The sequence below is a fragment of the Curtobacterium sp. ER1/6 genome, assembly GCF_001742745.1.
GTDB lineage: Bacteria > Actinomycetota > Actinomycetes > Actinomycetales > Microbacteriaceae > Curtobacterium > Curtobacterium citri.
In genome coordinates this window covers 110,352-135,519 of record NZ_MJAK01000007.1, presented here as the reverse complement: position 1 = coordinate 135,519, position 25,168 = coordinate 110,352, and the positions used below count along the sequence as shown (strand labels likewise).

Sequence of the window (25,168 nt, the reverse complement as noted above, 5' to 3'; positions counted from 1 at the left end):
AGCCGCTCGCTCCTGCCGCCCGGTGACCCGCAGGTGTACCTGTGGACACATCCGCTCAGCCGCGCGGCGTCGTTCCCAGCGGGGACACGGATCGTCGGCAGCGTGACCGTCCGACACCTCTCCACCGCCGTCGAGGCCCGCATCGACCGCGCCGCCCGCCGCCTGCTCGACGCCGGGCACCAGCCGCACCGCCCCGTCCGGCTCGCCGTCACCGAGTTCCTGGTGTTCGGGGCCAAGCAGGCCTGGGCGTGCGCGTTCGGGGCGCTGCTGCTCGCGACGATGGCCGTCGTGCACCTCACCTGGCCGGCCGGGGCGCCGGTCGCCCGCAACGACGTGCTCACGCTGGCCGCGGTCGCACTGCAGGTCGGCATGCTCGTGTTCGGCCTCGAGACCGTCCGGGAGCTCCGCGTCGTCCTCGTCTTCCACGTGGTCGGCACCGTGATGGAGGTCTTCAAGACCCACGTCGGCTCGTGGGAGTACGGCACCGGCGGCTGGCTGGTCGTGGCGGGCGTCCCGCTCTTCTCCGGCTTCATGTACGGCGCGGTCGGCTCGTACATGGTGCGGGTCGTGCGGCTGTTCGACCTGCGGTTCGACCGGTACCCGCGACAGTGGCTGCTCGTGGTGGTCGCTGTGGGCATCTACGCGAACTTCTTCGGTCACCACTTCGTGTGGGACCTCCGCTGGCCGCTGCTCGCGCTCGTCGTGGCGCTGTTCGCCCGGACGACGATGCACGTGCGCGTCCACCGTGCGACGCTGCGGATGCCGGTCCTGCTGGCGATGTCGCTGGTCGCACTGTTCATCTGGCTCGCGGAGGACGTCGCCACCTGGGCGGGTGCGTGGTCCTACCCGGCGCAGGCCGCCGGGTGGCAGCCGGTCGCGCCGACGAAGATCGTCGCCTGGCTGCTCCTCATGGTGATCTCGGTCGCCCTGGTCTCGTGGCTGTACCCGCAGGTGCGCTGCGGTCCCGACGGACCCCGACCCGGCCGGGAGGCACGACCCGACCCCGCCGCCCCGGCTGCGGCAGACGGTCGGCTGGTTCCCGACCGGCTCGGGGCGCGCACGCAGACCACGCCCGTAGGCTCCGCGGGTCGGGACCGTCAGGACCCGCTTCCGCTCGCCGCGAATCCTCAGCCTTCCGCGGTGCAGCGCCCCTAGGCTGAGAGGACTCGAATCTCCAAGGAAGAGGACACCATGGCCTTCAAGCCCGGTTTCGACCAGTCCCCCGCCTTCAACGACCAGGGCCGTGGCGCCTGGGGCGCCGGCGCTGGTCAGCAGCAGGCGGGCTGGGGACGCACCCCACAGCAGGGGCAGTACCCGCAGCAGGGCGGCATGACGCCCGAGCAGCTGCAGTACATGTACGACCGCCCCACGGCGAACCCGGTCGACACCGACCGGATGTCGTACGAGGACACCATCGTCAAGACGCTCCTGGCGTTCGGCGTGCTCCTCGTCGGCGCCGTCGCCGGTTGGAACCTGCCGCCCATCGTCTGGATCGTCGGCGCGATCGTCGGCTTCGTGCTGGCACTCGTCAACACGTTCAAGAAGAAGCCGTCGCCGGGCCTGGTCCTGGCGTACGCCTTCTTCGAAGGCCTGTTCGTCGGTGGCATCTCGGCGGCGTTCAACGCGCAGTCGGACGGCATCGTCGCGCAGGCGGTCTTCGGAACGCTCGGCGTCTTCGCCGTGACCCTGCTGCTCTTCACGTCCGGCAAGGTCCGTGCGACGCCGAAGGCCACGAAGATCTTCCTCATCGCGATCGTCGGCTACATGGCGTTCTCGCTCGTCAACCTCGTGCTGATGCTCACGGGCGTGACCACCGGGGCGCAGGGGCTCCGCAGCGAGCCGAGCTTCCTGTTCGGCATCCCGTGGGGCGTCCTGATCGGCGTCTTCGTGGTCCTGATGGCGGCGTACTCGCTGGTCCTCGACTTCGACCAGATCAAGACCGGTGTCCAGCGCGGCGCCCCGCGCATCTACGCGTGGACGGCGGCGTTCGGTCTCATCGTCACCCTGGTGTGGCTCTACATCGAGATCCTGCGCATCCTCGCCCTGCTCGCGAGCAACCGCGAGTAAGCAGCACCCGCTCGTCCGAAGGGCCCCGGCACACGCCGGGGCCCTTCGTCGTTCCCAGGAGGGTGCCGCCCCGCTCGCCGCCGCCGAGCGGGCCAGATCCGTCACGCTCGGCGGCGCCGAGCGACGGACTTCACCCGCTCGGGGACCACCGCGCGGCGTGTCCTGCCCGCTCGCTGCCTTGCGCGCCGCTCGGCGGCGGCACGTCCTGCCCGATCGGCGGCACGCCCGGGACCGCTCCCCCGGGTTCCAGGACTCGCCGCGCGTGCGTCGTGGCGGTTCCGGGAGTGGGCGGGCGGAGCGCCGAGATGCCGCAGTTGTGGAACCTCCAGGGAGGGGCGCCGGCGCGCCCCCGCACGCACGAGGGCCCGGCACGCCGTGCGTACTGGGCCCTCGGGGCGTGAGGGAGCGACTACTCCCACTCGATCGTCCCCGGCGGCTTGCTCGTGACGTCGAGCACGACGCGGTTCACGTCGGGGACCTCGTTCGTGATGCGGTTCGAGATCTTCGCCAGGGTGTCGTAGGGCAGGCGCGTCCAGTCGGCGGTCATGGCGTCCTCCGACGAGACCGGACGGAGCACGATCGGGTGCCCGTACGTGCGGCCGTCGCCCTGGACGCCCACGGAGCGGACGTCGGCGAGCAGGACGACCGGGCACTGCCAGATCTCCTCGTCGAGGCCGGCCGCGGTGAGCTCCTCGCGCGCGATCTTGTCGGCCGCGCGGAGCAGGTCCAACCGCTCCGCGGTGACCTCGCCGACGATGCGGATGCCGAGCCCCGGTCCGGGGAACGGCTGGCGGCCGACGATGACCTCGGGCAGCCCGAGCTCGCGACCGACCGCACGGACCTCGTCCTTGAACAGGGTGCGCAGCGGCTCGACCAGCTCGAAGGTCATGTCCTCGGGCAGGCCGCCGACGTTGTGGTGCGACTTGATGTTCGCCGTGCCCGAACCACCGCCGGACTCGACGACGTCGGGGTAGAGCGTGCCCTGCACGAGGAACTTGACCTCGCCGGCGTCGTCGTCGCCGCGGGCCTCGAGCACGAGGGCCTCGGCCGCCGCCTCGAACGTGCGGATGAACTCGCGCCCGATGATCTTGCGCTTCTGCTCGGGGTCGCTCACGCCTGCCAGGGCGTCGAGGAACTGCTGCTCGGCGTCGACCGTGACCAAGCGGACACCGGTGGAGGCGACGTAGTCCTCCTCGACCTGCTTGCGCTCGTCGGCGCGGAGGAGCCCGTGGTCGACGAAGACGCAGGTGAGCTGGTCACCGACGGCCTTGTGCACGATCGCCGCGGCCACGGCGGAGTCGACGCCGCCGGAGAGCCCGGCGATGACGCGTGCCGAACCGACCTGCGCGCGGATCCGCTCGACCTGCTCCTCGATGACGTTCGCGGAGTTCCAGTCGCCGGGGAGCCCGGCGGCGCGGTGCAGGAAGTTCTCGAGCACGGCCTGGCCGTACGCGGAGTGCTTGACCTCCGGGTGCCACTGCACGCCGTAGAGCTTGCGCTCGTCCGAGGCGAAGGCGGCGACGGGGGTCGAGGCGCTCGACGCGAGGACGTCGAAGCCCTCCGGCGCCTTCGCCACCGAGTCGCCGTGCGACATCCAGGTGACCTGCGAGGCCGGCTGGTCGCCGAGCAGCACGCTGTCGGTGCCCGAGACGGTCACGTCGGTCGCGCCGTACTCGCGCTGACCGGTGTGTGCGACCTCGCCACCGAGCGACTTCGCCATGGCCTGGAAGCCGTAGCAGATGCCGAGCACGGGGACGCCGAGGTCGAGGATCTCGCCGTCGAGCGACGGGGCGCCGTCCTCGTAGACCGACGAGGGACCGCCGGACAGCACGATGGCCGCCGGGTCCTTCTCGCGGATCTCGTCCGCCGTGATCGAGTGCGGGACGATCTCGCTGTAGACGTTCGCCTCACGCACACGACGTGCGATCAGCTGCGCGTACTGGGCGCCGAAGTCGACGACGAGGACGGGTCGCTGTTCGGTCTCGCTCACCGAGCGGCCTCCTTCTCACGCTGCTGCGCAGCGGTCAGCTCGTGGTAGGTGTCCATGGCCCGCTTCTGCATGCGGTGCTCGACCACGAAGGACATGAACGGGATGATGCCGCCGAGGGCGATCAGCAGGAAGCGGGTCGGCCTCCAGCGCATGATGCTCCACAGGCGGAAGTCGGTGAAGAGGTAGAGCACGTAGAGCCACCCGTGCGCAATGAGGATCGCGATCGACAGGTTGAACGTGCCGGGGGCCTCGCCCGCCGTGCCGTTGGGCACGAAGAAGGGCCCGTTGCCGAGCTGCATCTCGAGCTGCAGCGGCGTGTACTTGATGATCACCTCGATGACGAGGGCGAGCAGCAGCACACCGGTGATGTACGCCGAGACCCGGTACCACTTGACGGCTCCCGGGATCTTGGGGATGTCGCGGGTGCGGACGGTCAAGGCCATGCGCTCCATCCTACCGTCGGTCGACCAGGGCCCCGTCGACGCTGAGTGCGGCCTCACGACGCTCGTCTTCCTCGCGCTCGAAGGCGTCCTTCACGAAGCGGTACCAGAGGAACACGGCGAAGCCGGCGAAGACGACCCACTCGATCGCGTAGAAGAGGTTGAGCCAGTCGAACTGGATCTCGCGCGTCGGGGCACGGTCGGCGATGGTGCCGAGGTCGGCCGCCTTCGCGGTGGTGCCGTCGGCGACGACGTACCCGATGTACATCCGGTCGTCGAACGCCTTCCAGGTGTTCACGAAGCGCGCGGGCGCGACCGCCGAGAACTCGCCCTTCGTGTAGGCGTCCTGGTCGGGTGACTCCGCCGGGTAGTACCGTCCCTCGACCGTCACCTCGTCGCCGTCGGCCAGGCGGTCGCCGCCCGCGACGGCCGCGTCACGTCGGTCGGACCAGCCGATCACGACGGGCAGGCTTGCGCCGCTCTGCGCGTCGACCAGGTGGCCGATGGTCTGGTAGGTCCCGCCACCGGAGCGGCCGGTCAGGATCGTGGTGTCCCCCGCGACGAAGGTCCCGGTGACGGAGACCTTCTGGCCCGCGATGGTCTCGGGTGCGCCCGCCCCGGGCTGCGTCACGGCGTCGAGGTCGCGGCGCGTCTCGGTCGTCTCCGGCAGCGGCTTGCCGTTCGCGATGCTCCGCTCGAGCTGCCACTTGCCGAGCCCCGCGAACACCCCCGCGAGCACGAGCGCCAGCAGGAGCAGCGCGATCCACCTCGGTCGTCGGGCTACGGCCCACATCTGTATCAGTACTCCGGATCGCGCTGGCGGGCCGGGCGCTTGGGGCGCTCGGCGGGGATCTCGACCGGCGACGTCACGGGTTCGCCCGTCGTCGGCCCCGGTGACCCATTGTCGCGCTCTTCCCTGCCCGCTGCCTCCACGAGGGCGAACTCCTCCGCGAACTGCCGGTCACGCTCGGCCTTGCGCGCAGCAGCGGCGGCGTCCTGGTCGGCGACGCCGGCCACGGCGGCGGTCTCGATCGCCTCGTCGAGCGCCGGCCCGGCGGGGACGGCACCGGGCCGGCCCGCGCCACCACGACCGAGCCGGGCGCGCAGGCGCGTGCGCAGCCGCGCCACGCGCGCCGGACGCACCACGAGGCGGCCGATCCGGTCCGAGTTCACGGCGAGCAGCGGACCGAGCACGGCCATGACGAGGACGTAGAGGCCCGCGAAGGCGGTGATCCGCGCCTCCAGGCCGGCGGCAGCCGACAGCGTCGCGAGGATGAGCGCGAACTCGCCGCGGTTCACCAGGATCACCGCGGTGTTGATGCCCTGCTGGACGTCGAAGCCGTTCATGCGCGCGACGAGCTGCCCGGCGACCGCGTTGAGCACGACGGTCATGCCGATCGCGCCGAGGACGGGCCAGAGCACCTCGCCGAACGTCGACAGGTCGAGCCCGAGGCCGAAGTTCACGAAGAAGAACGCCGCGAACACGTCGCGCATCGGCAGGGCGAGCTGCTCGATGCGGTCCCGGTAGCGGGTCGCGCCGCAGAGCAGGCCGATCACGAACGCACCGATCGCGTCCGTCACCCCGAGCAGGTCACCGATGCCACCGAACATGACCGCGAGGCCGAAGAACAGCACCGTGAAGAGCTCGTCGTCGCGGGTCGCGAAGATCTTCGACACCCACTTGCCGGCGAACCGGGCGAGCGTGAACATCACGATGAGGAAGCCGAACGCCAGCCCGAGCTTGCCGACGACCGCCCACAGGTTCGTGTCCCCGGAGAGCACCACGGACACGATCGCCAGGTAGACGGCGATGAAGACGTCCTCGATGACGGTGACCCCGAGGATCATCGGCGTCTCGTCGTTCGCGAGCCGTCGCAGCTCGATGAGGAGCTTCGTCACGATCGCGCTCGACGACGTCGCGGTCATGCCCGCGATGATCAGGGCCTCGCGCGTGCCCCAGCCGAGCGAGAACCCGAAGGCGAAGCCGACGCCCATGTTGATGGCGACGTACGTGCCACCGGAGACCAGGAGCTTGCCGGCGTTGCCGTAGAACTCCTCCTGGTCGAACTCCAACCCGAGGTTGAAGAGCAGGAGGATGAGTCCGAACGTCGCGATGAGCTCGATCGTGTGGGACTCGACGTTGAGGCCGATCCACGGGGTGTGCGGGCTCGCGATGAGCCCGACCACCATGTAGATCGGGATGGCGGGCAGACCGATGGTCTTGCCCAGGCGTCCGAGGACGTAGGCGATGATGAACAGGCCGCCGATGGTCAGCAGCTCACCACCCAGGTGCACCGGCTAGCTCCCGGGCGGCGCCTCGGCGGCCGCGGCCGCCAGCTGTCCGCTGCGGTAGAAGGAGAACGCCTTGGCGACCTTCTCGGGCGAACCGGCGACGACGATGGTGTCACCGGGGAACACGACGAAGTCCGGCGAGGGGGCGGGGTTGGCGCTGTCGCCGCGCACGACGGCGACGACGGTCAGGCCGATGAAGCCCGAGTGGTGCAGGTCACCGAGGGGCTTGCCCGCGATGGCGTCCTCGTAGTCGACGCTGAACCAGTCGATCGACAGGCCGGGGATCTCGTCGAGCTTGTCGAGGCCCTCGGTGATCCGGGTGCCGCCGAGCAGTTCGGCGAGGGTGTGCGCCTCGTCCTCGCTCAGGCGCAGCGAGACCTTCTCGGACTTGTCCGCGCCGTCGGAGACGTCCGCGAACGAGATGAGGTCGGAGTGCCCCGACCGGTGCGTGATGACACCGCACTTGCCACCGTCGTCGGTGTAGAAGCTGTGCAGCACGCCGACTCCGGGGAGTTTGACGCGATGGACGTCGACCATGATGGCTCCCTTGGTGAGTACCCCGATGATAACCACGGGGTGGTCCGGCGCATTCCGCGCGCTACGGTCGTTCCATGGGGAACACTCGGGGGTCCGTCCGCTTCGTCGTCGCCGTCGTCGGGGTGGTGGTCGTCGCGGTGTACGCGGCGCTGCTGGCCCTGAACGCGCTCGTGCTCGACCCGCTCGCGGCGGTGCCGGGTCGTTCGCTGGCGCAGATCTACGCGCGGGTCGATGCGATGGGGAGTTCCTCCACGGGCAACGTGCGGGGCGTGCTCGTCGTGGCGAGCATCGGGGTGGCGCTCGCGGTCGCCGCTGCCGTGGTCGGGCTGGCCGCTCGGCTGCCGGCCACCGTGATCGCAGTGCTGCACCTCGGCGTCCTCGCCGCAGGGGCGCTCGCGACGTTCCAGTCGGGCTTCTTCCTCGGCATGGACGTCGCGGACTCGTTCATGACCGACGGCGCCGCGCACACGATCTGGGCCGGCGTGCTGCACCTGACGAGCCTCGCCGCGCTCGTCGCGATCCCGGCCGTGCTGTTCGCGACGATGATCCAGACCCGCAGCACGCAACGGCAGCAGCAGCCTGCAGCGGGGTAGCGCTGCGAGCAACCGCCGAGGCCGCGTCCCGCGAACGGAGCGGGACCGGGTGACGGACGGGAGGCGCGTGGCGGGCTCGCCACGCGCCTCCCGTCCGTCCGTCCCTACTTCGGTTCGCTCGTCTTCTCGCCGACGACCTGCTCGTCGGACGCCTTCGCGCCCTCCGCGCCGCTGGAGCGGCCGCCACCGACCACGACGTCGTCCTCGTCGAAGCCGAACGCGATGTCCGGCGCCTCCAGGCGCACCCGGTCGGCGGACTGGTCGTCGGGCTGCAGCTGCGACTCGCGCTCCGCGGCCACGCGCTTCAGGTAGTTCGCGACCTCGTTCTCGGTGGTCTCCTGGTCCCAGCCGAGCACACCGGCCATGAGCTTCGCCGCGACCGGGGCTGCCTCCTCACCGCGGTCCCACGCCTCGATCGAGATGCGGGTGCGGCGGGCGAGGACGTCCTCCAGGTGCAGGGCACCCTCGTGCGAGGCCGCGTACACGACCTCGGCGCCGATGTAGTCGTCCGCCTGGGGCAGCGGCTCGGCGAGCGACGGGTCGTCCTTGACGAGCTGCAGGACCTCGGTCGCGAGCGTGCCGTACCGGTTCAGCAGGTGCTCGATCCGGACCTTGTGCACGCCGAACGTCCGCGCGGTGCGGCTGCGGCGGTTCCAGGCGGCCGGGTACCCCTCGGCGCCGAGCAGCGGGATGTCCTCGGTCGTCGACCCGGGGATCTTGCCGTCCATCGCGGCGACCGCCTCGTCGATGGCGTCCTTGCCCATCACGCGGTAGGTCGTCCACTTGCCGCCGGCGACGACCACCAGGCCGGGCACGGTGTGCGCGACGACGTGCTCGCGGCTCAGCTTCGAGGTCTGGTCGGACTCCCCGGCGAGGAGCGGCCGGAGGCCCGCGTAGACGCCCTCGACGTCCTCCCGGGTCAGCGGGACCGCGAGGACCTTGTTGACGTGCTCGAGGATGTAGTCGATGTCCGCCGCGGTCGCCGCCGGGTGCGCCTTGTCGAGGTTCCAGTCGGTGTCCGTCGTGCCGACCAGCCAGTGGCGGCCCCACGGGATCACGAAGAGCACGCTCTTCTCGGTGCGGAGGATCATGCCCGTGTTCGACTGGAAGCGGTCGCGCGGGATGACGAGGTGCACGCCCTTCGACGCCCGCACCTTGAACTGACCGCGGGTGCCGACCATCGCCTGGGTGTCGTCCGTCCAGACGCCCGTCGCGTTGACGACCTGCTTCGCCCGGATGTCGAACTTCTCGCCGGTCTGGATGTCGTGCGCGTGCGCGCCGACGACCCGCTCCCCGACCTTGATGAAGCCCTCGATGCGGACCCGGCTCGCGGCGAGCGCACCGTAGGACGCGGCCGTGCGAACGAGCGAGGCGACGTAGCGGGCGTCGTCGACCTGGGCGTCGTAGTAGGTCATGCCGCCGACGAAGGCGTCCTTCTTCAGACCCGGCATGTTCCGGAGGACCTGCTTGCGGCTGAGGTGCCGGTGGTGCGGGACGCCGGGCGGACGGCCGCCGGACCAGCTGAACACGTCGTACATCGCCATGCCGATGCCGATGTAGAAGCGCTCCCACACGCGGTGGTTGAGCGGGTAGAGGAAGCGCACGGGCTTCACGAGGTGCGGGGCGATCCGCTGCAGGAGCAGGCCGCGTTCGATCAGTGCCTCGCGGACGAGGGCGAAGTTGAGCTGCTCGAGGTAGCGGATGCCGCCGTGCACGAGCTTCGACGAACGGCTCGACGTGCCCGAGCCCCAGTCGCGGGCCTCGACGATGCCGACGCTCAGGCCGCGGGTGACCGCGTCGAGCGCACTGCCGCCGCCGACGATCCCGCCGCCGACCACCAGGACGTCGAGCTCGCGGGTCTTCAGCGCCTCGATCGTCGCGGCGCGCTCGTCCGGGCCGAGCTTGGCGGACGGGTCGAAGCCGACGCCGCTGCCCTGGGCGGTGTGCTCGTGGGCGGTGTGCTCGTGCTCCGCGGGGTTCCCCTGCGCACCGTCGACGGTGCTCGCGGCACCCGCGGTCGTCGCGTCCGTACTGGTCTGCGTGCTGCTGCTGGCTGGCTTGGCCATCGTCGCCTCCGTGCGGGTTGCGCGCACGGAGCCGGCCTCCGCGCACGGTCGGCACCGAAGGCGTCACCCGCGCGGGAGCACGGGTGCCACCGTCACTGCTGGTGGTACGGCGCCACGACCACTTCTACTCGCTGGAACTCCTTGACGTCGGAGTATCCGGTGGTGGCCATCGAGCGACGCAGGGCGCCGACGATGTTCGCCCGGCCGTCCCAGGTCGGGGTCGGGCCGTTCAGCACGTTCTCGAGCGGGGCGATCTGGCCCACCTCGACCCGACGGCCGCGGGGCAGCTCCGGGTGGTGCGCCTCGGCACCCCAGTGGAAGCCGCCACCGGGCGCCTCGGTGGCGCGGGCCAGGGCGGTACCGAGCATGACGGCGTCCGCGCCCATCGCGATCGCCTTGACGACGTCGCCGGCGGTGTCGAGGCCGCCGTCCGCGATGACGTGCACGTACCGGCCGCCGGACTCGTCCATGTAGTCGCGGCGGGCGCCGGCGATGTCCGCCACCGCGGTCGCCATCGGCGCGTGGATGCCGAGGGCGGCACGGGTCGTGGACGCCGCACCGCCGCCGAAGCCGACGAGCACGCCGGCGGCGCCGGTGCGCATGAGGTGCAGGGCCGCGGTGTAGGTCGAGGCGCCGCCGACGATCACGGGGACGTCGAGCTCGTAGATGAACTTCTTGAGGTTGAGGGGCTCGGTCTCCTGCGACACGTGCTCCGCCGACACCGTGGTGCCGCGGATGACGAACAGGTCGACACCGGCGTCGACGACGGTCTGCGAGAACTCCTGCGTGCGCTGCGGGCTGAGCGACCCGGCGACCGGCACCCCGGCGGCGCGGATCTCGGCCAGGCGCGCGGTGATCAGCTCGGCCTTGACCGGCTCGGCGTAGATCTCTTGCATGCGCTTCGTGACGTTGCCGTCGGTCAGCGTCCTGATCTCGTCGTAGAAGGGCGTCGGGTCCTCGTACCGGGTCCACAGGCCCTCGAGGTCGAGCACGCCGAGGATGCCGAGCCGGCCCATCTGGATGACCGTGGCGGGCGAGGACACCGAGTCCATCGGTGCCGCGAGGATCGGGGCCTCGAACGTGAAGGCGTCGATCGACCACTGGACGCTGACGTCCTGCGGGTCGCGGGTGCGCCGCGAGGGGACCACCGCGATGTCGTCGAACGCGTACGCCCGACGTCCGCGCTTGCCTGCACCGATCTCGACTTCAGTCACCGGGCAAGCCTAGCGGGCGGCCCCCAGGAGTGGGACGGGTGGACGGTGCAGCAGCGCCGGTCACCGAGGGGGTCGGACGCGCCGCTTCCGGATCGCCCGCAGGACCAGGCCGAGCAGGAGCGCGAGCACGACGAGCACGGCGAGCAGGGCGGCCGCGACCTTCACCAGGAGTGCGGCGCCGACGAAGAGCACGGCGAAGACGACCCAGACGAGGGCGTCGAGCACGAGGGGGCCGGGGGTGCGCACGGCGTCACGCTAGCCGACGGGCGGAGGTGGGCCGTGCCTCCCGGCCGGGGCGCACGCAGGTGGCGGAGGCGGGACGCCCGCGCCGACGCGAGACGCACCGTACGGCGCGAGACGCGCCCGGATCCGGCGACGTCTCGGCGCGATCGAGGCGTCTCGCTGACACGCCGGTGTCGCCGCGACGTGAGGACGGAGCCGCGCGGCGCATCAGCAGCCAGCGCGGCTCCGTCGGGTGCGGGTACCACCCCCACAGCAGTACCCGCGGGTCGACCCCGCTCAGCGAGCGGAGTCGACGTCCTTGGCGAGCGTCCCCAGGTAGAGCTCGATGACCTTCGGGTCGTCGGCGAGCTCACGCCCGGTGCCCGAGTACGCGTTCCTCCCCTGGTCGAGCACGTACCCACGATCGCAGATCTGCAGACAGCGTCGCGCGTTCTGCTCGACCATGATGATCGACACCCCGGCCTTGTTGATCCGACGCGTCCGGATGAAGGTCTCGTCCTGCCGCACCGGCGACAGGCCCGCGGAGGGCTCGTCGAGCAGCAGCACCTTCGGGTCCATCATGAGCGCACGCGCCATCGCGACCGACTGCCGCTCACCACCGGACAGGGAGCCCGCCCGCTGGGTGCGCCGCTGCCCGAGCACCGGGAACAGGTCGTAGATGACCTCGAGCCGCTCGGCGAACTTCTTCGGGCGGAGGTACAGGCCCATCTGCAGGTTCTCCTCGATCGAGAGCGAGGGGAACACGTTGTTCGTCTGCGGCACGAACCCGACACCGGCCTGCACGAGCTTGTTCGCCTTGAGGTTCGTGATGTCCTCGCCCTGCAGGCTCACGGAGCCCTCGCGGATGGAGACCAGGCCGAACAGGGCCTTGAGCAGCGTCGACTTGCCGGCGCCGTTCGGGCCGATGATGCCGATGAGCTCGCCCGGGTAGCAGTCGAGGTCGCAGCCGTTCAGGATGTTGACGCCGGGCAGGTAGCCGGCGACGAGGTTCTTCGCGGTGAGGACGGGTTCGACGGTGGCGGTCGCGGTCGCGGTCGCGGTCGCGCCCGTCGCGTTGGTCGCGCCCGTCGCGTTCGTTGCGTCCGTCGCGTCCGTCGTCGGACGGGAGGCGCGGCTCGCGTCCGCTGCGTTCGTTGCGTCGGTCATCGGGTCGCCTCCTGCTCGTCTTCTTCCTTGACCTCTTCGGCCAGCTCCTCGTAGGTCTCCTCGTTGAGGAGCGAGTCGTCGCCCAGGTCGGTGTCGTGGTGCGCGCCGAGGTACGCGTCGATGACGGCACGGTCGTCCATCACCGTGTCGGCCGGCCCCTCGGCGACGACCTTGCCCTCGGCCATCACGACGACCCAGTCCGAGATGTGCCGGACCATGTGCATGTCGTGCTCGACGAACAGCACGGTCATGCCGTCGTCGCGCAGGGACTGGATGTGCCCGAGGAGCGACTGGGTCAGCGCGGGGTTCACGCCCGCCATCGGCTCGTCGAGCATGATCATCGTCGGGTCGGACATGAGCGCCCGCGCCATCTCGAGGAGCTTCCGCTGGCCGCCCGAGAGCGATCCGGCGTAGTCGTCCTGCTTCTCGAGGAGCTTGAAGCGGGCGAGCAGGTCCTCGGCCTTCGCGGTGATCTCCCGCTCGCGCTTCCGCCACAGTGCCGGGACCAGGCCGACGAAGAAGTTCTCCCCCGGCTGGTCGCGGGCGCCGAGCAGCATGTTCTGCATCACCGTCAGGCGGCTCAGCGCCTTCGTGAGCTGGAACGTCCGGACCATGCCCTTGTTCGCGATGTGGGTCGCGCTCGTCTTCTGCAGCGTGTCCCCGTTGAAGCGGGTCGTCGCACCGGGGCTCGGCTTGTCGAAGCCCGTGAGCAGGTTGAAGAACGTCGTCTTGCCGGCGCCGTTCGGACCGATGAGGGCGGTGATGGTGCCGCGCTGCACCTCGAGGTGGTCGACGTCGACGGCGGTCATGCCGCCGAAGTGCCGGGTGACGCCGTCGACCGTGAGGATCGGGTCGGACTTCGTGTGGGTGTACGTCTCAGACACTGAACGACAGCTCCTTCTTGTTGCCCAGGAGTCCCTGTGGCCGGAACACGATGAGGAGCATGAGCGCGATGCCGACGAGCACGTAGGAGAACTGCTCCGCCTGCTGCGCGTTCATGATCGAGTCGGGGATGAAGTCCCCGGCCAGGGTGCGGACGAAGAGCCGCACGACGAAGAACAGGATCGCCCCGAGCACCGGACCGAAGACGGTCGCGGCGCCACCGAGGATGAGTGCCGTCCAGATGAAGAAGGTCATCGAGCGGCCCATGGCGTCCGGTTGCACGGAGCTCGGCAGGACGTAGATGACCCCGGCGAGCGCACCGAGCGCACCACCGAACACGAGCGCCTGCATCTTGTACGAGTAGACGTTCTTGCCGAGGGAGCGGACGGCGTCCTCGTCCTCGCGGATGGCCTTCACGACGCGACCCCACGGGCTGCGCATGAGCAGGAAGAGCACGAGGGTGAAGAGCGCGACGAGGCCCCAGGCGGCGATGCGGATCCACCAGCCGTTGACGCCGTTGTTCGAGTAGGTGAACCACAGGATGCTCGTGGTGCCGTCCGGCAGCGGGCTGAGGGCGTTGAACGGGTCGCGGTAGGCCGAGCCGGCGATGCCGTTCGAACCGCCGGTGGTGTCCGTCAACAGGCTGGATCGACCGACCATGCGGATGATCTCGGCGCCGGAGATCGTCACGATCGCCAGGTAGTCGCCGCGGAGCCGCAGGGTCGGGATGCCGAGGATGACCGCGAAGACGATGGCCACCGCCAGTGCGACGAGCACCGCCATGACGAAGGGCAGGCCGTTCGTGATCGAGATCGCGAAGCCGTAGGCGCCGAGCAGCAGGAACGCCGCCTGGCCCATGTTGATGAGGCCGGTCAGGCCGAAGTGCACGTTGAGGCCGATGGCGGCCAGGGCGAACGCCGCCGTGGTGGGGGCGAGGGCCTCCTGCGTCAGTGACGACAGCAGGCTGAGGATGTAGTCCATGTCGGTGCTCCCTTAGCCGATGCGCTCGGCGCGACCGAAGATGCCCTGCGGCCGGAACAGCAGGATGAGGATGAGGATCACGAGGGCCGTGGCGTACTTGAAGTCACCCGGCAGCACGAGGTTCGTGAGCTCGACGACGATGCCGATGATCATCGAACCGACGAGGGCGCCGTAGGCCGTGCCGAGACCGCCGAGGGTGACGGACGCGAACATGAGCAGCAGCAGCTGGAGGCCGGTCTGCCAGTTCACGCCGTTGAGGACCAGGCCGAGCATCACGCCCGAGAGCCCTGCGAGGCCGGCCGCCAGCGTCCACACGAACCGGATGACCCGGTCGACGTCGATGCCGGAGGCCGCGGCGAGCGCCGGGTTGTCCGAGACGGCGCGGGTGGCCCGGCCGAAGCGGGTCTTCGCGAGGAAGAGCCCGGTGCCGACGAGCACGACGAGCGCGATCGCCATGGCGACGTAGGACTGGACGGTCAGCGTCAGCCCGGCGAAGGTCACCGTCTCCGGGTTGCCCTGCTGGATGCGGACGGTCGAGGCGCCGAAGAAGTACTGGAACGCGTACTGCGCGGCGATCGAGAGGCCGATCGTCACGATCATGAGCTGCGTCAGGCTGATCCGGCGACGCCGCAGCGGGCGCCAGATCGCGGCGTCCTGCAGGTACCCGGTGGCCGCGCAGAGCAGCGTGACCACGATCCCGGTGACCCAGATGTTCCACCCGAGCTGGTTCGCGAACACGTAGGCGAGGAGGCCGCCGAGGGTGACCTGCTCACCGTGCGAGAAGCTCGACAGGCCGGTCGTACCGTAGATGAGCGAGAGGCCGACCGAGGCCAGGGCGATGAGGAGCCCGAGTCGGATGCCCGACGCGAGCTGCTGCCAGGCGCGGGCTGCGCTGACGCTGCTCGTGTCCGCGGTGGTGGTCGCGCCCTGCTGGTCGGAGAGCTGGAAGATCTGCCCGACGTTGGCGTTGAGCGTCGCGTTCACCTTGCGCTCGGCGTCGGCTGCGTTCGTCAGGTACTGCCCCCGCGGCAGCGACGACTGGTCGACGCTGACCGTGTACTGCCCGGCGGTCGTGACCGAGACGGACCAGCGGCCGGAATCGTCGGTGGTCGCGGTCTGGGCGAAGCCGCCCGCACCCGCCACGTCGACGTCGATGCCGGCGGCCGGCTTCCGGTCGGAGTCGAGGATGGTGCCCCGGATGCAGCCGTTCGTCGGGCTGACCGTGCAGGGCCCGGTCGCGGCCCCGCTGCCCGCGGGGCTGCTGCTGGCGGGGGTGCTGCTGGCGGACGGGGCGCTCGTCGCCGCCTCGGCCGAGGGCGACACTGCCCAGTCGACCGCGAAGGTTGCGAGGAAGGCGAGGAAGAGTACTGCGGCGAGGACCAGGCGGTTGCGACCTGGTGCCCCACGGCGGAGTCGGCGCATGAGCGCTGACCCCGGCGGAGTGATGGAACCCACGGATGAGCCTCTCGTTCGGATAGTCGAGGACCCTAGGGATTTTTTGTGTCCCCCGTGTTTCCAGCACGTCTCCTGCACAAATCGTGCTGCTTTCGTGACCGACCCCGCACAGATCCGCACGAAACCGCCCGTCCAGCCGGTACACGGACTCTCAGGGACCGGATCTCGCGCCGACCGCGGCTCCGCGTGCCGCGACGGCTCGGGGGACAGCGGAATGGCCGGCGGGTCGCGCGCGTTACCATGGCCCATCGGGAACCCGACGTTGCGCCCCGGTGCCGACCACTTCACCTCGCCCACGAAGGGGACCCATGGACCAGCCGGATCCGTTCGGATTCATCGGACTCACGTACGACGACGTCATGCTCCTGCCGGGGCACACCGACGTCATCCCGAGCGAGGCGTCCACGACGTCCCGGCTCACCAAGCGCATCGACGTGCACGTCCCGCTGCTCTCCGCGGCGATGGACACCGTCACCGAGGCCCGGATGGCGATCGCCATGGCGCGCCAGGGCGGCATCGGCATCCTGCACCGCAACATGTCCATCGAGGACCAGGCCGCCTACGTCGACAAGGTCAAGCGCTCCGAGTCCGGCATGATCACGAACCCGGTCACGACCACCCCCGACGCCACCGTCGCCGACGTCGACGCCGTGTGCGGTCAGTTCCGCGTCTCCGGCCTGCCGGTCGTCGAGTCGGACGGCACGCTCGTCGGCATCATCACGAACCGGGACATGCGCTTCGTCGCCCCGTTCGAGATGGCGACCACGCTCGTCCGCGACGTCATGACCAAGGCGCCGCTCATCACCGCGGCCGAGGGCATCGACCCCGAGGAAGCGGTCGCGATCTTCGCGCAGCACAAGATCGAGAAGCTGCCGCTCGTCGACGCCGACGGCAAGCTCCGCGGTCTCATCACCGTTAAGGACTTCGACAAGAGCGAGAAGTACCCGGACGCCACGAAGGACGACGAGGGCCGGCTGCGCGTCGGTGCCGCGATCGGGTTCTTCGGCGACGCCTGGCAGCGCGCCGAGGCCCTGCGTGACGCGGGCGTCGACGTGCTCGTCGTCGACACCGCCAACGGCGAGAGCGAGGGCGTGCTCGACATGGTCCGTCGCCTGAAGGCCGACCCGTCGTTCGCCGGCATCGACGTCATCGGCGGCAACGTCGCGACCCGTCAGGGCGCCCAGGCGCTCATCGACGCAGGCGTCGACGCGGTCAAGGTCGGCGTCGGCCCGGGCTCCATCTGCACCACCCGCGTCGTCGCCGGCGTCGGCGTGCCGCAGGTCACCGCCGTGTACGAGGCGTCGCTCGCCGCGCGTGAGGCCGGCGTGCCGGTCATCGCCGACGGCGGCCTGCAGTACTCGGGCGACATCGCGAAGGCCCTGGTCGCGGGTGCGGACACCGTGATGCTCGGGTCGCTCCTCGCGGGCACCGACGAGTCCCCGGGCGAGCTCGTGTTCGTCGGCGGCAAGCAGTACAAGGCCTACCGCGGGATGGGCTCCCTCGGCGCCCTGCAGACCCGCGGCGAGAAGACCTCGTACTCGAAGGACCGCTACTTCCAGGCCGACGTCCCCTCGGACGAGAAGCTCATCCCCGAGGGCATCGAGGGCCAGGTGCCCTACCGCGGCTCGGTTGCGAACGCCGTCTACCAGCTCGTCGGCGGGCTGCGGCAGTCGATGTTCTACGTCGGTGGCCGGACCGTCCCGGAGCTCAAGGCCCGCGGCAAGTTCGTCCGCATCACCGCGGCCGGCCTGAAGGAGTCGCACCCGCACGACATCAAGATGGTCGTCGAGGCCCCGAACTACCGAGGCTGACCCCCTCTTCCCGTCCGCAAAACGCAACGTCGGCGGTTTCTCGCAGCAGTACTCCGCTGCGAGGGGCCGCCGACGTTGCGTTTCGCGATCGTGCGCCCGTTCTCCACAGATCCGGACGACGAGCCGCAGCGTCCCCGTGACTGCCCGAAGCTCGTCCGCATGCACGAACCCCTACCACTCGTCCTGCTCACGTCCGACGACCGGGACGCGCAGCACCGCGTCCGGCGGGGCGAGCTCGTCCGGCTGACGCACGGCGTCGCGGTCGAGGCCGACGCCCTGCGATCAGCATCGGTGCGCGAGCGGGCACGGACCGAACTCGAGGCCGTGATCACGACCGTCGGTGAGTGGCGCACCCTGTCCCACCGCTCGGCCGCACTGCTCTGGGGTCTGCCCGACGTGGACCGGCCGGACCGGCGCGTGCACGTCACGGACCCCCTGCTCGGCACGACGCACTCCGGTCGTCGTGTCGTCCGCCACGCAGCGGCACTCGGTACCCACGAGGTGACGACGATCGAAGGGCGTCGGGTCACCACGCTCGTCCGGACCGTGGTCGACCTCGTCCGCAGCACGTCGTACGAGAACGGCGTGGCGGTGCTCGACCACGTCCTCCGTGCGGGGTCGACCGACGCGGACGAACTCCGCCGGGCGTTCGCGGCGTGGCCGACACCGCGGGGCATGACGCGGGCCCGCCGCGCCCTCCGGTTCGCCGACCCCCGGTCCGAGTCGCCCGGAGAGTCCGTCAGTCGCGTCCGCATCGACGAGGACGGCTTCCCACCGCCGGTCCTGCAGCAGGAGTTCGGTCGGTACCGCGTCGACTTCTGGTGGCCGCGCGCGGGCATCGTCGGTGAGTTCGACGGCCTCGAGAAGTACGACGGGCCCGACGCCGTCCGGCGGGAGAAGACCCGGGAGCAGGCCCTGCTGCTGCGGCCCGAGGTGCGCGGCATCGTCCGCTGGGGCTGGTCGGAGGTGCGCACCCCGGGGTGCTTGCAGACGCTCCTGCGCACCACGGGCCTCCCGACCGGAGCCTGACGGCCGCTTGTCCACCGCAAGACGCAACCCGGGCGGTTCCTCGCAGCGGGATGACCCTGCGAGGAACCGCCCACATTGCGTTTTGCGGAAACGCGACGCGATGCCCGCCCGCCCGCGCCCCCGCCGGCCCCTACGCGCTCCGCCAGTCGTCGCTCGTGATGTGGCTGCCGCCGTGCGGGCCCATCTGCAGCATGCCGCCGTCGACCGGCAGGGACACCCCGGTGATGTACGACGACGCCGGCGAGGCCAGGAACGCCACCGCGGCCGCGATCTCCCACGCGTTGCCCGGACGACCGAGCGGCACCCCCGGGCGGTCGATGGTGTGCGGGTCCTCGTCCTCGGCGCCGGTCATCCGGGTCGCGATCTCCCCCGGTGCGACCGCGTTGGCGGTGATCCCGTGCTGCGCGAGCTCGATCGCGATCGTCTTGAGCAGCCCGCCGAGCCCGTGCTTCGCGGCGTCGTACGCGCTCGACCCGTACCGCGGCTGGTGCTCGTGCACGCTCGTGATGCCGATGATCCGCCCGCCGGTGCCCTGGTCGACCATGCGTCGTGCAGCCGCCTGGATCGTGACGAACGCGCCGTCGAGGTCCGTCGCGACCGTGTGCCGCCACTGCTCGAGGGTGATGTCGAGGAAGGGGGCGTTGTCGCCGGTCCCGGCGTCCGCCACGATGACGTCGACGCCACCGAGCTGCGCCGCGAGGTCGTCGATGACCGCACCGGCCCGGTCCAGCTGGGTCACGTCGATCTGCGCGACGAACGCCCGGCGTCCGGCCTGCCGGATCTCCGCGGCCGTCTCCTCGGCGCGCTCGGGTTCGGACAGGTAGGTGATGCCGACGTCCATGCCGGCGGCGGCGAGGGCCACGGCGGTGGCCTTGCCGATGCCGGACTCGGCGCCGGTGACGATGGCGCGGGTCGGACGGAACGTGGTCTCGGAAGCTGCGTCGCTCATGCCCGGGACCGTACGCGCGGCCGGCGGGGTGCCCGCACGGGTCCGTCGGACGTCGGATCCGGCACCGTCCAGGGAGCGCTCCAGACCTCGGAGACCGTCCGGACGGACTCCTCATCAGGCCTTCCCGTGCGCCTGCTCAGTTTCGTCACGGGTGTGTAACGAAACGTCCAGGTGTCGATCCTGGACACACACGCGAAACACTTCGGCCCTAGTTTTCTCGGCAACCCACGCGGAGGTGACCGCGCTCGACCCGATGCGGTTGGGCCTCCGCGCAGAGAAAGGGCTCCACGGATGACCAGAACCACCCGTGCCACCACGGCACTGGCAGTGGCGGGAGCGGCAGCGCTCCTCCTCGCCGCGTGTTCCACCGGCGGCAGCGCCGAGTCGACCTCCTCCGCGTCGGCAGGCGGTGCGAAGAAGGACCCGGCCGCCAGCTGCAAGGCACCCGACACCCCCGGTACCGACGCGCTGAAGATCGGCACGATCCTGCCGCTCACCGGCACGCTGTCGTACCTCAACCCGCCGGCCGAGTCCGGTGTCGGCCTCGCGGTCGAGGACATCAACGCCGCGGGCGGCGTGCTGGACAAGGACGTCAGCATCGACCCCGCCACCGACTCCGGTGACAGCAACGACATGACCGTGTCGAGCTCCGCGGCGACGAAGCTCGTCAACGCCAAGGTCCCCGTCGTCATCGGCGCCGAGTCGTCCAGCGTCACGCTGAACGTCATCGACCAGCTGACGAGCAACTGCATGGTGCAGATCTCGCCGGCGAACACCGCGACCGACCTGTCGGGCTACTCGTCGCACTACTACCGCACCGCTCCGCCGGACTCGGTCCAGGGCTCGGCGCTCGGTCAGCTCATCACCGGTGACGGCAACGCCACGGTCGCGTTCCTGGTCTTCAACGACACCTACGGCACGGGTCTCCGCGACACCGTCCAGAAGGCGGTCGAGGACTCGGGCGGCCAGGTCGTCTACGGCGGCAAGGGCAAGGGTCAGGAGTTCCCGCCCGGACAGACGACGTTCTCGTCGGAGGTGACGGCGGCCCTCGCGGCCAAGCCGGACGCCATCGTGGTGCTCGCCTTCGACGAGACGAAGTCGATCATCCCCGAGCTGAAGTCGCAGAACGCCGACATGGCGAAGATCTACATGTCCGACGGCAACACGGCGGACTACTCGAAGGACTTCGACCCGGGCACCCTCGAGGGCGCTCAGGGCACCATCCCCGGTGCGAGCCCGAAGGACGAGCTGAAGCAGCGCCTGGCGGACTTCTACAAGAAGTCGTCCGGCAAGGAGCTCGCCGACTACTCGTACGCGGCCGAGTCCTACGACGCCACCACCCTGGCCGCGCTGGCCGCGGTCAAGGGCAAGGGCACCGACTCCGGGACGATCCAGGCCAACATGGCCGCGGTCTCCGGTGCGGACGGCGGCACCGAGTGCTCGACCTTCGCCGACTGCAAGAAGCTGCTCGACTCCGGTGAGGACATCCACTACACCGGCCCGTCCGGCATCGGTCCGTTCGACAGCAAGAACGACCCGTCGAGCGCCTACATCGGCATCTACAAGTTCGACGGCGACAACAAGCCCGTCTACCAGACCGCGATCCAGGGTTCGGTCTCGAAGTAACACCGCTCGACGTCGGCCCCGGACCTCTCGCAGGTCCGGGGCCGACGTCGTCCCCGCGAGACTCGCGTCCGCGGACAGTTTCGCGGGCGCGGTACCGCGCAACTGTCCGCATGGCCGAGTCTCGGCACAGCGCTTCGGACCGCGCGCGGGCACCGAGGCGGACGGGAGGCGCTCTCCGCCTCCGTCAGGCCGGCTCGACCGCCGCAGGTACGGACGTCCGGCGCCGCGCTGCCCGGGCGGCCGCGAAGCTGTCGACCGTGAGCACCACGAGCGCCACCCAGACGATGCCGAAACCGACCCACCGAGCTGGTGGCATCGCCTCGTGCTGCACGACGACACCGACGAGCAGCTGCAGGACCGGCGCGAGGTACTGCGTCAACCCGAGCGTCGACAGGCTGACCCGCCGTGCGGACGACGCGAACAGCAGCAGCGGCACCGCCGTCGCCGGACCGGTCAGCACCGTGACGACGGCGTGCGGCCACCCCTCGCTCGTGAACGTCAGGCCTCCCCCGAGTCCCGTGACCCCGAGCACGACGAGCGCACCGACCGCGATCGGCAGCAGCCACGCGGTCTCGAGCGTCAGCCCGCTCAACGCGTCGACCGTCCCGCCGACGCGCTTCTTGACGAGGCCGTACAGCCCGAACGAGAACGCCAGCACGAGCGAGATCCACGGCACCTGCCCGTAGCCGATCGCGATCACGACGACGGCCGCGACGCTGATGCCGACCGCCGCCCACTGCGCCGGCCGCAGGCGCTCACGGAGGACCACGACGCCGAGCGCGATCGTCACGAGCGGGTTGATGAAGTAGCCGAGCGCCGCCTCGACCGTGTGGCCCGTCGTCGTCGCGGCGACGTACACGGTCCAGTTCACCAGGATGAGCACCGCGGCGAGGCCCATGACGAGCACCACACGGCGTTGGGCGAGCAGGGAGCGCGTGCGGAGCCAGGAGCGGGTGACGGCGATCGCGACCGCGCAGAACGCCAGTCCGAAGACGATGCGCCAGGCAACGATCTCGAACGCGCCGGCGGGGCTCATCGCCGCGAAGAGCAGGGGCATGAGGCCCCAGAGGCCGTACGCCACGATCGCCTGGACCACGCCGACGGACGCCTCGCTGCGGACCGGCCGGGCCGACACCTGTTCACTCACGGAACCATCCTAGGAAGCCGGTCGGACGCTGCGGAGCGGCACCGCGCCTCCCGGCCGTCACCGGACGCAGGAACGCCCCGCCGGCGGGGAGCCGGACGGGGCGTTCGTGGGGCGTGAGCTCAGTGCTCGATGACCGCGAGGACGTCGCGCGCCGAGAGGACGAGCAGGTCCTCGCCGGAGTACTTGACCTCGGTGCCGCCGTACTTCGAGTAGATGACCTTGTCGCCGACGGCGACGTCGAGCGGGACGCGGTTGCCGTTGTCGTCGATGCGACCCGGACCCACGGCGACGACCTCGCCCTCCTGGGGCTTCTCCTTCGCGGTGTCCGGGATGACGAGACCGGAAGCGGTGGTCTGCTCCGCCTCGACCTGGCGGATGACGATGCGATCCTCGAGCGGCTTGATGGTGACGGCCACGGTGACCTCTTCTTTCTCGGTACTGACTCGGTACAGATGGGAACCGGTTGGCACTACGCACAGGAGAGTGCCAACGCGAGTCTAGGGACAGTCTGGCACTCGGTCAATCCGAGTGCCAGCACACGGCCGGGCTCCCGGCGACCTGCGAGGATCGTCGGGTGGAAGCCGCCGATCTCGCTCAGTTGCTGACCCCCGAGGGGATGGCCCTGCTCGACCGTACCCCCGGTGTCTCGGACGGGGGCGAGATCGTCCGCGTGGTCTCGCGGCTGCGCGCCGAGGGGCACGACCCCGGGCTCGTGGCCGCCGTCCTCACACAGGCGAAGCTGCGCCAGAAGGCGCGCGGGAAGTTCGGCGACTTCGCCGCGCGCATGCTCTTCACCGAGGCCGGACTCGAGCAGGCCACGCGGCTGCAGGTCGCCGCACTGCACGCCGGACGCTTCGCCGCCGCGGGTCTGACGCGGGTGGCCGATCTCGGCTGCGGCATCGGCGGGGACGCGATGGCGATGGCCGCGCTCGACCTCGACGTCACGGCGGTCGACCGCGACGAGGTGACCGCGGCCGTCGCGACGCACAACCTCGCGCTCTGGCCGAACGCGCGCGTCGAGCTCGGCGACGCCGCCGACTTCGACCTGTCCCGCGTCGACGGCGTGTGGATGGACCCCGCGCGTCGGACGGCCGGACACGCGAACACGAAGCGCCTCGCCGACCCGGACGACTGGTCGCCCTCGCTCGACACCGTCTTCGCCGCGGCCACGACGACCCCGACGGGCGTGAAGCTCGGCCCGGGCATCGACCGCGACCTGATCCCCGACACCCTCGAGGCGCAGTGGGTCTCCGTCGACCGCGAGGTCGTCGAGCTCGTCCTCTGGTCGGGCCCGCTCGCCCGCGCCGGCGTCCGGCGCGCGGCGACCGTCATCGGTGCGCACGGGATCGCCGAGCTCACCGGTCCCGCCGACGCGGAGGACGTCGAGGTCGGTCCGGTCGGCACCTACCTGTACGAGCCGGACGGCGCCGTGATCCGCGCCCGGCTCATCGGCGACCTCGCCCGGTCCCTGGACGGCCGGATGCTCTCGGACGGGATCGCCTACGTCACCTCGGACCGGGCCGTCACGACGCCCTTCGCACAGGGGTTCCGGGTGCTCGACACGATGCCGCTCGACGTGAAGCAGCTCGCCGCCCGCCTGGCCGCCGAGGACGTCGGCACCGTGGAGATCAAGAAGCGCGGAGTCGACGTCGATCCCGCGCAGTTCCGGAAGCGGTTGCGGCTGCGGGGGCGCCGGTCGGTCACGCTGGTGCTCACCCGCCTGGAGGGACGACACACCGCGGTCCTGTGCGAGCGGCTCACCGGGGTGGCCGGGTAGGGCGCAGGAGCGCGTCGGCGCGGGTTTCGAGACGGTGCAGGTCCGGCGTCGGTGTCGCGTCGGTTGCCACGTCTCCTCGGGAGGAACGACAGGACCCCGCGAACCGTTCGCGGGGTCCTGTCGTTCTCGCGGACTGGTCAGCCGATGAAGGCGCCCGAGTCGTAGTCGTACGAGTCGGAGTAGCCGTGCGACGAGGCGATCGCGATGATGAAGACGACCGCGAACAGCACGTACAGCCCGGTCAGGACCCACCCGCCGATGATCCCGGCGAGCGCCAGGCCGCGGCCGGCCTCACCGGACTGCTTGATCTTGCCGAGGGCGATGTGGCCCATGATCGCGCCGGCCGGGCTCGACAGGATGACGAGCGGCCAGATGATGATGCCCGCGTAGGCGAACACGATGGACAGGATCGCCAGCGTGTTCGTCCGCGGACGCTGCGCGTAGGGCTGGTACCCGCCGGTGGCGTAGGGCGCCGCGTAGGGGTTGCCGCCCTGCTGCTGCGCGTACGGGTTGCCCTGGGGCTGCGCGTACGGGTTGCCCGGGGACTGCTGCGCGTACGGGTTCGCGCCCGCCTGACCGTAGGGCGCGCCCGTCGGCTGCTGCCCGTACGGCGTCTGCTGGCCCTGCGGCGCCTGCCCGTACGGGGCCTGCTGCCCCGGCTGGGGCTGCTGCCCGTACGACGACGGGCCCTGCTGTCCCCGGGGCGCGGTGGAGCCGCCGGTGACGCCCTGGGCCGCGGTGCCCTGACCGGACCGCGACCACGGGTCCTGCGCGCTGCTCGACGGCGCCGACATCGGGGGCTGGTACGCGCCCGACTGCTGCCCGTCCTGGTGCCGGACGTCGGGCTGCTGGCCGTCGGGCTGCTGGCCGTCGGGCGACCCGTTCGACTCGCCCGGCTTCGGCCACTGGTTCTGATCGGACAC

23 protein-coding genes are annotated in these 25,168 nt (G+C 70.8%); 7 read left to right on the top strand and 16 right to left on the bottom strand.

All coding sequences use genetic code 11. From position 1 onward, the window contains the following. Positions 1 to 102: 102 nt before the first annotated feature. Together Cus16_RS11885 and Cus16_RS11880 are read left to right on the top strand one after the other, a co-directional pair. A complete protein-coding gene (locus Cus16_RS11885; protein ID WP_069712852.1) occupies positions 103 to 1,155 on the top strand; it encodes a DUF817 domain-containing protein in 1,053 nt (350 codons plus the stop codon). Positions 1,156 to 1,191: 36 nt separating this feature from the next. Next, a complete protein-coding gene (locus Cus16_RS11880; RefSeq protein ID WP_069712851.1) occupies positions 1,192 to 2,067 on the top strand; it encodes a Bax inhibitor-1/YccA family protein in 876 nt (291 codons plus the stop codon). Positions 2,068 to 2,476: 409 nt separating this feature from the next. Here Cus16_RS11880 and guaA read toward each other — a convergent pair whose 3' ends face one another. Genes guaA through Cus16_RS11855 form a run of 5 tightly spaced genes read right to left on the bottom strand, consistent with a single transcriptional unit; the run spans position 2,477 to position 7,326 of the window. Continuing rightward, entirely contained in the window at positions 2,477 to 4,057 is a 1,581-nt protein-coding gene (gene guaA, locus Cus16_RS11875; protein WP_069712850.1) for a glutamine-hydrolyzing GMP synthase, read from the bottom strand. Then, entirely contained in the window at positions 4,054 to 4,500 is a 447-nt protein-coding gene (locus tag Cus16_RS11870; RefSeq protein WP_069712890.1) for a DUF3817 domain-containing protein, read from the bottom strand. Before Cus16_RS11870 ends, guaA begins: the two co-directional genes overlap by 4 nt. Before the next feature lie 10 nt (positions 4,501 to 4,510). Beyond that, on the bottom strand, positions 4,511 to 5,290 hold the full coding sequence (locus Cus16_RS11865; protein ID WP_069712849.1) for an SURF1 family cytochrome oxidase biogenesis protein: 780 nt from the start codon (positions 5,288 to 5,290) through the stop codon (positions 4,511 to 4,513). Positions 5,291 to 5,295: 5 nt separating this feature from the next. Beyond that, the gene (locus tag Cus16_RS11860; protein ID WP_069712848.1) at positions 5,296 to 6,792 is read right to left on the bottom strand and encodes a cation:proton antiporter; all 1,497 of its coding nucleotides are present in this window, start codon (positions 6,790 to 6,792) and stop codon (positions 5,296 to 5,298) included. A gap of 3 nt (positions 6,793 to 6,795) precedes the next feature. Next, positions 6,796 to 7,326, bottom strand: coding sequence for a cation:proton antiporter regulatory subunit (locus Cus16_RS11855; protein ID WP_069712847.1), 531 nt, complete (start codon positions 7,324 to 7,326; stop codon positions 6,796 to 6,798). Positions 7,327 to 7,400: 74 nt separating this feature from the next. On the opposite strand from Cus16_RS11855, the gene Cus16_RS11850 reads away from it, so the two are divergent. Next, entirely contained in the window at positions 7,401 to 7,919 is a 519-nt protein-coding gene (locus Cus16_RS11850; protein ID WP_069712846.1) for a hypothetical protein, read from the top strand. Between the two features lie 104 nt (positions 7,920 to 8,023). Here the strand turns inward: Cus16_RS11850 and Cus16_RS11845 are convergent, their stop codons facing one another. The 7 genes from Cus16_RS11845 to Cus16_RS11815 form a co-directional block, all read right to left on the bottom strand. Continuing rightward, positions 8,024 to 9,985, bottom strand: a complete 1,962-nt coding sequence (locus Cus16_RS11845; RefSeq protein ID WP_223246604.1) for a glycerol-3-phosphate dehydrogenase/oxidase — start codon at positions 9,983 to 9,985, stop codon at positions 8,024 to 8,026. 92 nt (positions 9,986 to 10,077) lie between these two features. Continuing rightward, complete coding sequence (locus Cus16_RS11840) at positions 10,078 to 11,199, bottom strand: GuaB3 family IMP dehydrogenase-related protein (protein WP_069712845.1); 1,122 nt, start codon at positions 11,197 to 11,199, stop codon at positions 10,078 to 10,080. A 60-nt stretch (positions 11,200 to 11,259) separates the two neighbouring features. After that, positions 11,260 to 11,445: a hypothetical protein gene (locus Cus16_RS11835; protein WP_069712844.1), complete on the bottom strand. Its 186-nt coding sequence runs from the start codon at positions 11,443 to 11,445 to the stop codon at positions 11,260 to 11,262. 273 nt (positions 11,446 to 11,718) lie between these two features. Continuing rightward, positions 11,719 to 12,588 (bottom strand): ABC transporter ATP-binding protein, encoded by an 870-nt coding sequence (locus Cus16_RS11830; protein ID WP_069712843.1) that lies wholly within the window; start codon positions 12,586 to 12,588, stop codon positions 11,719 to 11,721. Next, positions 12,585 to 13,472, bottom strand: a complete 888-nt coding sequence (locus tag Cus16_RS11825) for an ABC transporter ATP-binding protein (RefSeq protein WP_069712842.1) — start codon at positions 13,470 to 13,472, stop codon at positions 12,585 to 12,587. The genes Cus16_RS11830 and Cus16_RS11825 overlap by 4 nt, the downstream gene beginning before the upstream one ends. Further along, complete coding sequence (locus tag Cus16_RS11820; RefSeq protein WP_069712841.1) at positions 13,465 to 14,451, bottom strand: branched-chain amino acid ABC transporter permease; 987 nt, start codon at positions 14,449 to 14,451, stop codon at positions 13,465 to 13,467. The genes Cus16_RS11825 and Cus16_RS11820 overlap by 8 nt, the downstream gene beginning before the upstream one ends. Before the next feature lie 12 nt (positions 14,452 to 14,463). Next, a complete protein-coding gene (locus Cus16_RS11815) occupies positions 14,464 to 15,906 on the bottom strand; it encodes a branched-chain amino acid ABC transporter permease (protein WP_223246603.1) in 1,443 nt (480 codons plus the stop codon). Between the two features lie 308 nt (positions 15,907 to 16,214). Between Cus16_RS11815 and guaB the strand changes: the two genes are divergently transcribed. Together guaB and Cus16_RS11805 are read left to right on the top strand one after the other, a co-directional pair. Next, positions 16,215 to 17,717, top strand: a complete 1,503-nt coding sequence (gene guaB / locus Cus16_RS11810) for an IMP dehydrogenase (protein WP_069712839.1) — start codon at positions 16,215 to 16,217, stop codon at positions 17,715 to 17,717. Positions 17,718 to 17,876: 159 nt separating this feature from the next. Beyond that, positions 17,877 to 18,746 (top strand): hypothetical protein, encoded by an 870-nt coding sequence (locus tag Cus16_RS11805; RefSeq protein ID WP_069712838.1) that lies wholly within the window; start codon positions 17,877 to 17,879, stop codon positions 18,744 to 18,746. A 130-nt stretch (positions 18,747 to 18,876) separates the two neighbouring features. Here the strand turns inward: Cus16_RS11805 and Cus16_RS11800 are convergent, their stop codons facing one another. Beyond that, entirely contained in the window at positions 18,877 to 19,695 is an 819-nt protein-coding gene (locus Cus16_RS11800) for an SDR family oxidoreductase (RefSeq protein WP_069712837.1), read from the bottom strand. Between the two features lie 291 nt (positions 19,696 to 19,986). On the opposite strand from Cus16_RS11800, the gene Cus16_RS11795 reads away from it, so the two are divergent. Beyond that, entirely contained in the window at positions 19,987 to 21,321 is a 1,335-nt protein-coding gene (locus Cus16_RS11795) for an ABC transporter substrate-binding protein (RefSeq protein WP_069712836.1), read from the top strand. A 184-nt stretch (positions 21,322 to 21,505) separates the two neighbouring features. Here Cus16_RS11795 and rarD read toward each other — a convergent pair whose 3' ends face one another. Both rarD and groES read right to left on the bottom strand, forming a co-directional pair. Continuing rightward, positions 21,506 to 22,468, bottom strand: coding sequence for an EamA family transporter RarD (gene rarD, locus Cus16_RS11790; RefSeq protein WP_083263923.1), 963 nt, complete (start codon positions 22,466 to 22,468; stop codon positions 21,506 to 21,508). A gap of 119 nt (positions 22,469 to 22,587) precedes the next feature. After that, positions 22,588 to 22,884 (bottom strand): co-chaperone GroES, encoded by a 297-nt coding sequence (gene groES / locus Cus16_RS11785; protein WP_056121496.1) that lies wholly within the window; start codon positions 22,882 to 22,884, stop codon positions 22,588 to 22,590. Positions 22,885 to 23,042: 158 nt separating this feature from the next. On the opposite strand from groES, the gene Cus16_RS11780 reads away from it, so the two are divergent. After that, positions 23,043 to 24,245, top strand: coding sequence for a class I SAM-dependent methyltransferase (locus Cus16_RS11780; RefSeq protein ID WP_069712834.1), 1,203 nt, complete (start codon positions 23,043 to 23,045; stop codon positions 24,243 to 24,245). Positions 24,246 to 24,382: 137 nt separating this feature from the next. Here the strand turns inward: Cus16_RS11780 and Cus16_RS11775 are convergent, their stop codons facing one another. Continuing rightward, positions 24,383 to 25,168: a DUF4190 domain-containing protein gene (locus tag Cus16_RS11775; RefSeq protein WP_069712833.1), complete on the bottom strand. Its 786-nt coding sequence runs from the start codon at positions 25,166 to 25,168 to the stop codon at positions 24,383 to 24,385.

What these genes read in the sequence shown, in the direction of transcription:
- Cus16_RS11880 (WP_069712851.1), top strand. Translation starts at nt 1,192, where the DNA reads ATGGCCTTCAAGCCCGGTTTCGACCAGTCCCCCGCCTTCAACGACCAG.
- Cus16_RS11870 (WP_069712890.1), bottom strand. Translation starts at nt 4,500, where the DNA reads ATGGCCTTGACCGTCCGCACCCGCGACATCCCCAAGATCCCGGGAGCC.
- Cus16_RS11865 (WP_069712849.1), bottom strand. Translation starts at nt 5,290, where the DNA reads ATGTGGGCCGTAGCCCGACGACCGAGGTGGATCGCGCTGCTCCTGCTG.
- Cus16_RS11855 (WP_069712847.1), bottom strand. Translation starts at nt 7,326, where the DNA reads ATGGTCGACGTCCATCGCGTCAAACTCCCCGGAGTCGGCGTGCTGCAC.
- Cus16_RS11850 (WP_069712846.1), top strand. Translation starts at nt 7,401, where the DNA reads ATGGGGAACACTCGGGGGTCCGTCCGCTTCGTCGTCGCCGTCGTCGGG.
- Cus16_RS11845 (WP_223246604.1), bottom strand. Translation starts at nt 9,985, where the DNA reads ATGGCCAAGCCAGCCAGCAGCAGCACGCAGACCAGTACGGACGCGACG.
- Cus16_RS11830 (WP_069712843.1), bottom strand. Translation starts at nt 12,588, where the DNA reads ATGACCGACGCAACGAACGCAGCGGACGCGAGCCGCGCCTCCCGTCCG.
- Cus16_RS11820 (WP_069712841.1), bottom strand. Translation starts at nt 14,451, where the DNA reads ATGGACTACATCCTCAGCCTGCTGTCGTCACTGACGCAGGAGGCCCTC.
- guaB (WP_069712839.1), top strand. Translation starts at nt 16,215, where the DNA reads ATGGACCAGCCGGATCCGTTCGGATTCATCGGACTCACGTACGACGAC.
- Cus16_RS11805 (WP_069712838.1), top strand. Translation starts at nt 17,877, where the DNA reads ATGCACGAACCCCTACCACTCGTCCTGCTCACGTCCGACGACCGGGAC.
- Cus16_RS11800 (WP_069712837.1), bottom strand. Translation starts at nt 19,695, where the DNA reads ATGAGCGACGCAGCTTCCGAGACCACGTTCCGTCCGACCCGCGCCATC.
- Cus16_RS11795 (WP_069712836.1), top strand. Translation starts at nt 19,987, where the DNA reads ATGACCAGAACCACCCGTGCCACCACGGCACTGGCAGTGGCGGGAGCG.